We start from the raw sequence: 11,634 nt of genomic DNA, 5'->3' as shown, positions 1-11,634 counted from the left end.
TGCCGACGGCAAGGTAGGTTAGAAATTGAAGCGGATACCGGCGCGGTAGATCCGGCCCAAGGTGTCGTAGAGCGCCGGGTTGACGTCCAGCCCGGTATTGGTCTGCGGCGAAGCGGTGGGATCCTTGTCGAACAGGTTGTCGATCTTGCCGTAGAGTTGGAGGTTCTCGCTGAACTTGAAGGTCGCGCCGATGTCCACGTAGAAGGCGCCCTTCATCGTGTTGTAGTCGATCGTCGGATGGTTGCCGGTCGAGACCGGGCAGGACGTCTGGCACACGACATACTGGTTGCCGAACGTGCCGTCGCTGATCCAGCGTTCCTGCACGGTCAGGCTGAAGCGGTCGCTGTCGTAGGTCTGCACCGCCAGCCATTTCCAGTCGGGCGTGGCGCCTGCATTGTTGCCCGCCTGGTCGATCGGATCGACGCCCGCTATGCCGGCGTTGACGATGAACTTCTGGATGTGCGTGGCCAGCGCGCGAAGGGTGAAGTTGCCCGGCAGGCCCAGCGGCTGCTGCCACTGGTAGCTGGCCTCGATATCGAAGCCGCTGGTCTTCCACGAGGCGAGGTTGAACGGCTGGACGTTGACGAAGTTGGTGCCCTGCGGCCCGTCCAGCTGGAAACCGCCGCAGAAGGCCTGGTTGCCGTCGAAACAGAACCGCACGATCTGGTCGGCCGAGAGGGTGGAAACCACGCCATCCAGCTTGATGCGGTAGTAGTCGAACGAGAGGCTGAGGCCGGGCAGCCACGAGGGCCGCGACAGCACGATGCCGAGTTCGGTATTGCGCGCTACCTCGGGCTGGAGCGCCGTGTTGCCGATCGTGTTCTGGAAGATCTGCACCGCCTGGTTGCGGAACGGATCGTTGAAGTTCGGCACCGTGGTGACGGTGGGTGCGGCGAAGAGTTCGGAAAGGTTCGGCGCGCGAACGTCGCGCGAGGTCACGGCGCGCAGGCGTATGCCATCGAGCGGGGTGTCCCAGGTGCCTCCGATCTTCCAGGTCCAGACTGTGCCCGACGTGCTGTAGTGGGTGGCGCGGGCCGCGCCGTTGAGGTTGGCACGGCCGATGGAGTCGCTGTTGAGCAGCGGCAGGTCGACCTCGACATAGCCTTCGTAGACTTCGTACTTGCCGCGGCCGTTCTTGTAGTTGCCCGCTGCCCAGTTGCTGCCCAGGGTGGAGTTGAGCAGCGGATCGGCCGGGTAGTCGGCGCTGTTGGGGCTGATGTCGGACACGCCGGCGCCGTAGGGATCGGCGTTCACGCGGTAGAATTCGCGGCGGTACTCGCCGCCGAAAGCCACTGAAACGGGGCCAGCCCAGGAGTCGAAGGGATTGCCCGAGATGTTTGCGCTCAGCACATCCTGCGTCAGCTTTGTATGCTGGAACGGGCCGTTTTCATGCGGCGCGACGTAAGCGAGCGCGGAGGCGGACGGCGCAAAGTTGCCGAAGATGTTGATGGGCTGACAGCCATTGGCGCGCGCGACCGGATCGGCGCAGACGATGGCGCCATTTAGCGTGATCGCATTGGTCGCCGCAACGTAGCGGTTCTGCAGCACGATATCGCGGACCCTGATGTCGGAGATGGTGATGCCGTGCTCGTAATAGGCGTCATAGTTCCAGTTCGTGCCGCCAAGATCGAACTTGCCCTTGAGGCCTCCCACGAAGCGGTATTGCTTGCGATCGGTGTAGACGCGCGGATCGGGGAACGAGGCGTTGGCGCTGCCGAAGCCGAAGCTGGTGATGCCCGCCGCGGCGCAGCGGTCGCGCACCAGTTGCGGCAGGAACGGATTGGCACACTGCACCGTCAGCGAACCGCGGTTGTAACCCGGGCTGGGCTGGTTGTCGGTCTTCACTTGCGCGATGTTGACGGTGACGTAGGCTTCGTTGTTCTCGGCAAAGTCATAGCCGATGCGGCCATAGCCGTTGATGCGCTCCAGCGCGGACTTGAGCGAGGCGCCCGAACCCGGTGCGCCGGACAGATCGCCGCCTTCGCAGAAGCTGTTGCCGCGAAAGCAGTTGCTGACCTGCCCGTTGCCCAGCGGCTGTCCGTTCGAGCCGTAGTTGAAGTTGTAGGGGGTGCCGTTGGCGTCAAAGGCGATGCCCTGGAGCGGGCCGTTGTTGATCAGGCCGTAGCGGGCATACTGGTAGGGCTGCGCATAGTCGCGATAGTTGAACTGCGGCAACCCGTTGTTGGTCTGGCCGGTGTTCATCAGCGTGGTGGCGCGATACCAGTCGCGGCTGCCGGCAAGATCGGTGCCGAAGTCGCCCGCGCCGACGCCGCCCTCGTGATCGTACTCGCCGCTGACGACCACATGCAGGCGGTCGTCGAGGAACGACTTGCCCCAGGCCGCCTGTACCAGTGCAGTTTCATCGTCACCATACTTGGTGATGCTGCCGAGGATATTGCCCTTGAAGCCTTCGAAGCGGGTGTCAGTGATGAAATTGACTACACCGCCGACCGCGTCCGAGCCGTAGGAGGCCGAAGCGCCGCCCGTCACCACGTCCACCCGCTTCACCAGCAGCTGCGGGAACATGCTGATGTCCGGCACGCCGGTGACGTTGGCGCCGACCACCCGCTGCCCGTCGAGCAGGGTCAGGGTGCGGATCGGCTGGAGGCCGCGCAGCGAGAAGGAACTGAGGCCCTGCTGACCGCTCGAGGTGCTGAACGTGCCGGTGGAGGCGCCGGTAGAGCCCTGGAGTGAGGGCAACTGGGCAATGGTGGTGAAGATGTTCGGCTGGGCGTTGGCGGCGATCTGCTCCTCGCCGATGACCGTCGTGGGCGTGGGCGCATTGAAGCCGCTGGTGGTGATGCGAGAGCCGGTGACGACGATTTCCGAGGCCTGGCGCTCCGAAACCGGTTCTGCGGGTGCCTGAACCGACGCCTGAGCGTCTGTGCTCTGCTCCTGCGCCTGGGCGGCACCTGCGAGCGATACGGCCACGAGCGCGACGAGGCTTGCTCCGGCGCGCTGGCGTTGAATGACTGTCCTCATTTTCATCGATCCTTCCCCTTTTTCTTCTTGGCCGTCCCTTCCCATGGGCGACCCTGCTTATTCTCGTATGGTCGCGGCGTAGAGTGCGTGGTGCGTCAGGATGAACAGCGTGCTGCCGTCCGCGCCGCCGAACAGGATCTGGAGCGGCCGATCGGGCACATCGATGCGGCGCTGCTCCTTGCCATCGGGCCCGTAAACGTAGACCTGCCCGTTGGCGACGTAGACCCGGCCCTGCCGGTCCACGGCAACGCTTTCTCCGCCGCGATCGGCGAACGGTTTGAGATCCCGCAGAGCGCCGCCCGCAGCGACAGCGGCGCTATAGGTCACGTTCTCGGAGCCATTGGTGACGAAGACCCGCTCGCCCGGCCGACCCGAAATCAGGCCGTTGGCATTCAGGCTGTGCGACCAGCGCCAGCCGACATGATCGACCGGTCCCTGCTGCCACACACGGAACGCCGGCAGCGCCAGACTGCCATCGGGAGAGACGTATTCCTGCGCCTTGGCGGAACCGGCATCCTGCGCGAACAACTCGGCCAGGGTGGTGAACCGGTAGGTCTTGTGGTCGAGCTGGTCGCGAAACTCGCCGTTGACCCACCAGTTGACCGGCAGCAGCGTGCGTGTGGCAGGCTTGCTGCGAACCGGTGTAGGCGCGATCACCGTCATCTGGTCCTTGGGACCGTTGGGGTCGATCGAATAGACCCCCGCCTTGGCGCCCAGCGAAGACAGCACCAGCAGATGGCTGGAGGCGTCCACCGCCAGATTTACCGGATCGAGCGCATTGTCGCGCACCACTTCCAGCCCCCGTTCGCCGGACCAGCGATGGATGCGCTGGAAGCGCCGGTCGATGAAGTAGAGCGCGCCCTGTGGGTCGGTGGCCGCGCCGGAGATCGACCAGAAGCCTTGGGCCAGCTTCTCTACTGGCATGGACGATGTCGCGGCGGCGGGGGCAGCAGTGCCGCTTTTTCCGATATCGAGGCTGGCGAACTCCCTTTCGCGCACGACGCTCTTGCCGGTCACGTCCTCTATTGCGTTGTCGAACGGGTATTTGCTGGCCCGTAGGAAGGTGCCGCAGCCTTCGTCGTCGCAAGTCGCATAGCCGCTCTCGGCATTGACGTGGACGTTGCGGAACCGGATCTCGCTGGAGTTGAACAGCTTCGCGGCGCTGCGTGCCGGGTGATAGCTGCGCGTCACGCGGTAGGCGTGGTAGTTGGCGAACAGCAGATTGCGCGAGTTGCGGATTTCCAGCGAGATCGCGTCCGGGCCGTCACCCACTTCCTGCTCGGTCTGCGGTGCCAGGAATTCCCAGTTCTGCACATTGTCGAGCACGATCTCGTTGCGGGCATGGTGCTCGACGGACATCTCGTAGACGTGGCCTGGGGTGCTGGTGTCCGTCACCATGAAGCCGGATTGGGCGAACGTGTTCGGGCTCCACACGTCCGCGAAAGTGCCGCCGCCGCCCTCCGTCACCCAGATGCTGGGATATTGCGCGTCCCAGCGGCCGTCGGCCACGGGATCGCCGCTGCGCGCGGAAAGCGTACCCAGCGGCTTGCCGTCCGCCGTGGGCGTGCCGCCGCCGCCCATGATCTTCACGTCCTCTACCAAGCTGTTCTCGCCCGAGCGCCAGAGAAGGGCGCTGGCGCGCGGATTGACGCGGCCGGTGAACAGGCCGAGGCCGGAGAGCACGTTGTCGCCGCCGCGCGGACTTTCGAGGATCGGCAGGACTGCGCCAAGACCGGCATGGGCGGCGTTGCCGTCCGGAATGTAAAGCTGCGTCATCGCAGGGTGCAGGCCGATCAGCACGCTGTCCGGCCGCAGGGTCAGGCGGTTGGTCACCTTGTAGAAGCCCGCGGGGAAATAGAGCACGCGGTTCGCGTCTATCGCCCGCTGGATGGCAGCCGTATCGTCGGCGGAACCATCGCCCACGGCGCCCTGGCTGCGCACGTCGACCCATTCCGTCATCGACGGCAGATCGCGGATCGCACCCTTGCGCGGGGCGGGGAGGGCGGGAAGCCCCTCGATATCCGCCTTCGTCGCATAGGCACCGTCCCTGCCGAGCGAGGGAACCGCGAGGCCATAGGAGAAGTCCGAAACCTTGTAGGCCGGGCCCTTGCCTACCACCGTGCGCCCGCTCTCGCGGAAGCGCGCGAAGACGGGGGTGCCGCTGGCAAGCGCATTCTCGAAACCGATCTGCGTGAAGACGTTATTCTCGTTCGAAATGACGACGCCGGCCTTGCTGACGTTCTCGAACCGCACGTCCTTGCCCCAAAGGGAGTCGCCGTAACCGCGATCGACCTCGATCCCGACCGGGGTGTCGCGAATCACGACGTTGACCATGGTCAGGCCCACTTCATGCTCGCGGATGGCAGCATCGCGCTGCCCCTCGAAGCTGGAGTCGAGCAGGGTGAACTGCCAGGCGGGAGAGGTCTTCTCGGTGACGATGCCATAGCGGCCGCCGTGGAAGTGGACGTTCTCGATGACGTTCCCGGCCTGGTAGACACCGGCGAAGGCCGAACCCAGGCGGAAGTCCATGTGGCTGAGAAACGCGTGCTGGGCCATACGGAAGCGCACCCCGGCAGCGGCGGGATTGCCTTCGCCGATCTCGATGTCGAGATTGCTCATGGCCGAGTAGAACGTGCCGGAATTGGCATCGCGCACGACCTTGTTGCGCGGCACCACGGTGGGCACCGGCACGGGCACATCGCCCACCGCGTATTGATCGTCTCCGGCGAAGACGATCATGGTCGAGACACCCTTCTGGAAGCCCGGCGTGCGGGGGGCGAGAAGGATGGTCGGACGCTCCTGCCCTACGCCATAGACCCGGACCCCTGCTGGAACCACCAGCGTGCGGGTGATCCGGTATCGGCCGGACGGCAGGAACACCATGCCGTGCCCGCCCGCGTCGCGAGCCTTGTCGAGCGCTTCCTGGATTGCAGCCGTATCGTCGGTGCGCCCGTCTCCGGCCGCCTTCACGGTCACGGCGCGGGGTTCGTTGGGCGCGGTGGTAAACACGGAGGAACCGGCCGCCTGCGCGGGCGCCAGCGGAACAAGGGCGCTCGCCGCCAGCAATGCCGTCACCCATGCACCCCGTCCGATCATTGCCGTCTCCCTGCCGGATTTCTCTATTGCCCTTTGCTAATGCGGGCGTGAGGGCTTGGCACTTGCGACAAAGGTCGTAGTTTCCAGCCGACAGCCTGCGCCCGTATAGCTCGCCCATCATTGCGATGCGCATTGCGCCGTCGCCGGGCTGCAAGGACCCCGATTTTGTCAAAATCCTCAGGAAGCGTCGCCGAAGTTTCCGGCGCCATCATCGTCATGGGCGTCAGCGGTTGTGGCAAGTCCACGCTCGGCGCGCTGCTGGCCGAAGCGCTGGACTGCGTGTTTCTCGAAGGCGATGCGTTCCATTCGCCCGAAGCGGTGGAGAAGATGCGCGCCGGACGCCCGCTGACCGATGAGGATCGCTGGCCCTGGCTGGACCGGCTGGGCGCGGCGGCGGACCAGGCCGTCGAGGACCGGGGACAGGCGATCGTCGCCTGCTCGGCGCTACGTTTCGTCTATCGCGACCGCTTGCGCCGCGCGATCGGTGCGCCTGCGCGGTTCGTGCTGCTGGAAGCCAGCCGGGAAAACCTCTGGGCGCGGCTTGAAAGCCGCCCTGGACACTACATGCCCGCCAGCCTGCTCGACAGCCAGCTCGCCACCCTGGAGGCGCCCTTGGCCGGCGAAAAGGCCGTTGTGCTGACCAGTAATCAGGCGCCGGAGATCCTGCGGGACATCATTCTCAGCCAGCTCCGCTCCGAATGACCTCGAGAGCGATGCTTCAGCGCGTCGTTTCAGGGCATCAGGCGCCGCCGACCTTCCCAGAGGTGCCAGCGCATCGCCAAGGCTGCGCCCTCGGCGTCCTGCGCCCGGATGGCCCCTACGATCAATTCGTGTTCGCGCAGCATGGTGGCAATTACCTCCGGGGGCCGCGAACGGGATATGTCCACCCCCGCGCGCATGATCTTCTCGACGTCGGACCATAGCGCGTCGAAGGCGATCAGGAAGGCCGGATTGCCGGTGGCAGCGGCGATGCGCCGGTGCAGCTCCATGTCCTCGTCATGGGCGGGCGCATTGGAAAGCAGCGCCTCGCGCAGCATGTCCATGCCTTCGTCGACATGGGCCATTTCCAGCGAACTGCGCCGCGTCGCGGCCAGCCGCGCTGCCTCCGCTTCCAGGACGAAGCGCACTTCGTAGCTGCCGAGCGTTGCAGGAAGCTCGCTCATCGGCATGAACGCCGCCAGCCGTTCGGAAGGCCGGCTCTTCACGAAAGAGCCGGCACCGCGGCGTGCTTCGGTGATGCCGTCCGAGGCCAGACGCACCAGGGCCTCTCGCACGATCGCGCGCGATACGCCGAACATCTCCGCAAGGCCTGCCTCGGAAGGCAGCCGCGCGCCGACCTCCAGATCCTTCGACTTGATCAGCTCGACGATGCCTGCATAGGCATGATCGGAAAGCCGGGGCTGGTTCATCGTAGCTCCTGTCTGCCGGTCACCGCGCGCGCCTTTGTTAGAGAACGCTGCTGGCCGCAAGTACGAGCAGCAGGCCGACCACTGCCACGACGGTTTCCATGATCGACCAGGTGCGGAACGTACCCGGCATGTCGGTGCCGAGATAGCTTTTCACCAGCCAGAAGCCCGGATCGTTGACGTGGGAGAAGAACAGCGATCCGGCACCGATGGCCAGGACCATCCATTCGGGTTCGACTCCGGAAGCCGCGACCAGTCCTTCCATGACGCCGGCGGTGGTGATCGTGGCGACGGTCGCGGAACCGGTGGCCAGGCGGATGCAGACCGAGACCCCCCAGGCGAGCAGGAGGGGCGAGATGGCCCCGTTTCCGGCCAGGCGTACGAGCATGTCCGAAAGGCCTGCAGTGACGAGCACTTGCTTGAGCGCACCGCCGGCGCCGATCGCAAGCAGGATACCTCCGGCGGGCGCCATGGCTTCCAGCCAGATCGAGTCCTGGATGCGGCGCTCGCCCAGCCGTTTGCCGAACAGCAGCGGCAGAGCGAAGAGGTTGGCCAGGAGCAGGGCGACAACCGGATCGCTGACCCAGGTGAGCCACTCCAGTCCGCCGGCGATCGCGGGCGGAGCGATGGCCACCGCCTGTCCCGCTGCGATAAGCACCACCGGCAGCAGCACGGCGGTCAAGGCCCGGCCGACCGAGGGCGTCGCCATGTCGATCGTCTCGGGGGCCAGAAGGGGCGGGCTGAGCTTGACTCCCCGCGCCGTGAAGCGGGCGAGGACCGGGCCGGCGATGATGGCGGTGGGGATGCCGATCAGCAGACCGTAGGCCAGGGTAAGTCCGAGATTCGCGCCCAGAGCGTTGACCGCCAGCAGCGGCCCTGGATGGGGCGGGACCAGCGCATGGACCACGGAAAGCCCTGACAATGCCGGCAGCATCAACCGCAGCTTGGATTCGTCATCGTCCATGCCCTTGGGCAGCGCGGCGGCAGCCGAGGCCACGATCGGCAGTAGGAGAACGAGGCCGGTCTCGAAGAACAGGGGCAAGCCGATCAGGAGCGCGGTGAACAGGCTGGCCCAGGGTGCCCCCTTCACGCCGGACACTCTCAATGCGGCATGAGCCAACCCGGCTGCGCCATTGGAAAGCTGCAGCATGGCGCCGAGCCCCAGACCGAGCGCGACCACGAGCCCGGTCCCGCCGAGGATTGCGCCGGCGCCTTTCTCGACGGACTTGGCCGTCTCTTCCAGGGGGATCCCGGCGAGGATCCCCACCGTAAAGGCCCCGCAGAGCAGGCCTACGAAGGGGTGAAGACGGCCCCGGACGATGAGCGCGATGGAAAGCGCGATGCCGGCGATCGCCGACAGCACCAGCCTGATGTCTTCCGGGGTCATCGCTTGGCCGATTCGCGCAGGGGGGATCGGGCATTCTTCCACGGGCCGAAGCACGCTGCTGGACGAAATGATGGCGTCATCCCTCGTCTCTCCCTTTGTCTTTGCTTTTTGACAGGCCTGCCAGGGCAGTCCAAATCTGTTGGACAGGTTATAGCTCCAAGATCGGCCAATTCTAGATAATTTCGGATACTCGGCGAATTTTTGCTTGAACCTGTCAGACTGATTCCATTATTACAGTCAGCAACGAACTCCGGCACGGCAGAGTCTCGAATTCGAAGGCTCGATCCGCGGCGCCACAAGAAACGAGTCACCTAGGGAGAGAAGAGATGCACCTCGTTGCAGATCTGTGCACGGTTCCCGTCAATCAGGATGTCGCTGCGCGCGAGGCTCCGGCCGAACCGCTTTATTTCACGCCGACCCAGCTCAAGGTCCTGCGCTGCGTGCGGTCCGGCCTGCTGAACAAGCAGATCGCCTACGAACTCGGCATAGCCGAGGCGACGGTGAAGGTTCACATGACGGCGCTGATGCGCAAGCTCAACGTCCGCAATCGAACGCAGGTCGCGATCGCAGCCGGACGTCTGGCTGCCGCCTGATCCTAGCGGACAGGTTCCAAGGAAAGGACTGCGTGATGTCTACGGGAACGCGGCGCGAAGTGCTTGGTATCGGTGTTGGGCTGGCGGCATCCGGCATCATGCCCGGGCTCTCGTCGCCGGCTTTGGCAACCACGCGCAAGATCGGCTACGCGGTAGTCGGTCTCGGCTCTTACGCAACCCGGCAGATCATGCCGAACTTCGGGGGATGCGATCATGCGCGCCTCGTCGCCCTGGTCAGCGGCACGCCGTCCAAACTCGAGAAGTACGGTGCCGAATACGGTATCCCACAGACGCACCGGTACAGCTACGCCCAGTTCGACCGTATTCGCGACAATCCGGATATCGATGTCGTCTACGTGATCCTGCCCAATAGTCTTCATGCGGAATATACCGTTCGCGCCGCACAGGCGGGCAAGCACGTTCTCTGCGAAAAGCCGATGGCAAGCTCCGTGGCCGAATGCCGGACCATGATCGCGGCCTGCCACAAGGCGGGCACCAAGCTGATGATCGGCTACCGCTCCCGCTTCGAACCCTACAACCGGTTGGCGATCGAACTGGCTCGCGGCGGGCATGTCGGCCCCACCCGCCTGATCACCGCCGAGCATGGTTTCCCCATCAAGCCCGATCAGTGGCGGCTCGACAAGGCGCTCTCCGGGGGCGGCTCGATGATGGACATCGGCATCTACAGCCTCAATGCGGCAAGATACCTCACGGGTGAAGAGCCCGTGGAAGTCAGCGCGGTGGAGTCCACCGATCGCGCCGATCCCCGCTTCCGCAGCGTGGAGGACCGCATCAGCTTCGTGCTGCGTTTCCCTTCGGGTGTGCAGGCGAACTGCATCTCCAGTTACAGTTCCGCTCACAACGGCTACCGGGTGATCGGAACGCAGGGCTGGATCGGGCTGGAGCCTGCCACCCCGTACACCGGGCAGACGATGACGATCCGCAAGGACGGGGTCACTGCACCCAGAACGCTGCCGCCGCCTGTGCGCAACCAGTTCGCGGCGCAGCTCGACCATATGGCCGAATGCGTGCTGACGGGAGCGACGCCGGTGGTTGCCGGCGAAGAGGGGCTTGCGGACATGCGCGTGATCGAGGCGATCTATCGCTCGGCGGCGGAGCGCCGCACGGTTGAACTGACAGCCTGATGGATCGGCGCGGTGCACTGGCCGGGCTGGCGGGACTTGCGATGACGCCCTTGCTGCGCAGCGCCCATGCCGAGGCAAGCGAGCCGGCTTTCGGTGCCATACGCCGCCTCGATCCCGAACTCGACGGGATCGTCGCGCCGGATGCGGCAGTAAAGCGGCTCGCCTCGGGGTTTCGGTGGGCGGAAGGGCCGGTATGGGTGCCGGCGGAAAGCTGCCTTCTCTTCGGTGATCCCGGCCGCAACACCGTTCACCGCTGGAGCGCCAAAGCGGGCCTCGGAGTTTTCCTGAGCCCCTCGGGGCTACAGTCGCCGGTCCCGGCCGGCATCCGGGAGCCGGGACTCAACGGCCTCGCGCTCGATACCGGGGGAAGACTCATCGGGGCGGACAGCGGTACGCGGGCGATCGTGCGGATAGACATCGCTTCTCGCAACAGGGAAACGCTGGCGGATCGCTTCGAAGGAAAGCGTTTCAACAGCCCCAACGACCTCTGCGTGTCGAAATCCGGCGCGATCTACTTCACCGATCCCACTTACGGGCTTGCGGAAGGAGACGAGTCGCCGCTTCGCGAACTGCCGTGGTGCGGCCTCTATCGCCTCTCGCCGGACGGCGTGCTCCATCTGCTCGATCGGCGTCACCGCCGTCCCAACGGTGTTGCGCTCTCGCCTGACGAGCGCACGCTCTACCTCGCGCTTTCGGACGAAAAGCAGCCGGAAGTCCTGGCCTATACCTTGAGCGCTGAGGGTATCGCCGGTGAGCCGCGCCGTTTCCTGGACATGCGCGCCGATCTTGCCGCGGGCCGTCCCGGCTTGCCGGACGGCATCAAGGTGGCGGCCACCGGACATGTCTTTGCCACCGGACCGGGCGGCGTCCATGTCTGTACGGCGCAAGGCCGGCGGCTTGGCGTGATCGAGACCGGAAAGGCTGTGGCCAATTGCGCCATCGGGCAGGGCGGCAAGTCGTTGTTCCTGACATCGTCCGACAGTCTGGCCATGGTTCCTCTGGTGAACGATCAGCCATAGTCTGTG

General features: G+C 65.3%; 8 protein-coding genes. 4 read left to right on the top strand and 4 right to left on the bottom strand.

Features of this window, described 5'->3' with window-relative positions:
- Positions 1-18: 18 nt before the first annotated feature.
- Complete coding sequence (locus L284_RS36490) at positions 19-2,982, bottom strand: TonB-dependent receptor plug domain-containing protein (RefSeq protein ID WP_407635844.1); 2,964 nt, start codon at positions 2,980-2,982, stop codon at positions 19-21.
- Positions 2,983-3,039: 57 nt separating this feature from the next.
- On the bottom strand, positions 3,040-6,078 hold the full coding sequence (locus L284_RS36485) for a glycosyl hydrolase family 28-related protein (protein ID WP_021234283.1): 3,039 nt from the start codon (positions 6,076-6,078) through the stop codon (positions 3,040-3,042).
- Between the two features lie 216 nt (positions 6,079-6,294).
- Between L284_RS36485 and L284_RS36480 the strand changes: the two genes are divergently transcribed.
- Complete coding sequence (locus tag L284_RS36480; RefSeq protein WP_040713356.1) at positions 6,295-6,780, top strand: gluconokinase; 486 nt, start codon at positions 6,295-6,297, stop codon at positions 6,778-6,780.
- A 29-nt stretch (positions 6,781-6,809) separates the two neighbouring features.
- Here the strand turns inward: L284_RS36480 and L284_RS36475 are convergent, their stop codons facing one another.
- Together L284_RS36475 and L284_RS36470 are read right to left on the bottom strand one after the other, a co-directional pair.
- Complete coding sequence (locus tag L284_RS36475) at positions 6,810-7,487, bottom strand: FadR/GntR family transcriptional regulator (RefSeq protein WP_021234281.1); 678 nt, start codon at positions 7,485-7,487, stop codon at positions 6,810-6,812.
- Positions 7,488-7,524: 37 nt separating this feature from the next.
- Positions 7,525-8,871: a GntT/GntP/DsdX family permease gene (locus L284_RS36470; RefSeq protein WP_021234280.1), complete on the bottom strand. Its 1,347-nt coding sequence runs from the start codon at positions 8,869-8,871 to the stop codon at positions 7,525-7,527.
- A gap of 326 nt (positions 8,872-9,197) precedes the next feature.
- Here L284_RS36470 and L284_RS36465 point away from each other — a divergent pair, with 326 nt between their 5' ends.
- From L284_RS36465 to L284_RS36455, 3 genes are read left to right on the top strand one after another with little or no spacing between them, the layout of a single operon-like run.
- A complete protein-coding gene (locus L284_RS36465; protein ID WP_021234279.1) occupies positions 9,198-9,464 on the top strand; it encodes a helix-turn-helix domain-containing protein in 267 nt (88 codons plus the stop codon).
- A gap of 35 nt (positions 9,465-9,499) precedes the next feature.
- Positions 9,500-10,609, top strand: coding sequence for a Gfo/Idh/MocA family protein (locus L284_RS36460; protein WP_021234278.1), 1,110 nt, complete (start codon positions 9,500-9,502; stop codon positions 10,607-10,609).
- Positions 10,609-11,628, top strand: a complete 1,020-nt coding sequence (locus tag L284_RS36455; RefSeq protein ID WP_021234277.1) for an SMP-30/gluconolactonase/LRE family protein — start codon at positions 10,609-10,611, stop codon at positions 11,626-11,628. The genes L284_RS36460 and L284_RS36455 overlap by 1 nt, the downstream gene beginning before the upstream one ends.
- Positions 11,629-11,634: the final 6 nt, after the last annotated feature.

The sequence above is a fragment of the Novosphingobium lindaniclasticum LE124 genome, from assembly GCF_000445125.1.
Lineage (GTDB): Bacteria > Pseudomonadota > Alphaproteobacteria > Sphingomonadales > Sphingomonadaceae > Novosphingobium > Novosphingobium lindaniclasticum.
The sequence above is the reverse complement of the archived record's forward strand: the minus strand, read 5'-3'. Positions and strand labels throughout refer to the sequence as shown.

Bases quoted from the DNA above. Each gene is read 5' to 3' on its own strand.
- L284_RS36490 (WP_407635844.1), bottom strand. From the start codon at position 2,982: ATGAGGACAGTCATTCAACGCCAGCGCGCCGGAGCAAGCCTCGTCGCG.
- L284_RS36485 (WP_021234283.1), bottom strand. From the start codon at position 6,078: ATGATCGGACGGGGTGCATGGGTGACGGCATTGCTGGCGGCGAGCGCC.
- L284_RS36480 (WP_040713356.1), top strand. From the start codon at position 6,295: ATGGGCGTCAGCGGTTGTGGCAAGTCCACGCTCGGCGCGCTGCTGGCC.
- L284_RS36475 (WP_021234281.1), bottom strand. From the start codon at position 7,487: ATGAACCAGCCCCGGCTTTCCGATCATGCCTATGCAGGCATCGTCGAG.
- L284_RS36470 (WP_021234280.1), bottom strand. From the start codon at position 8,871: ATGACCCCGGAAGACATCAGGCTGGTGCTGTCGGCGATCGCCGGCATC.
- L284_RS36465 (WP_021234279.1), top strand. From the start codon at position 9,198: ATGCACCTCGTTGCAGATCTGTGCACGGTTCCCGTCAATCAGGATGTC.
- L284_RS36460 (WP_021234278.1), top strand. From the start codon at position 9,500: ATGTCTACGGGAACGCGGCGCGAAGTGCTTGGTATCGGTGTTGGGCTG.
- L284_RS36455 (WP_021234277.1), top strand. From the start codon at position 10,609: ATGGATCGGCGCGGTGCACTGGCCGGGCTGGCGGGACTTGCGATGACG.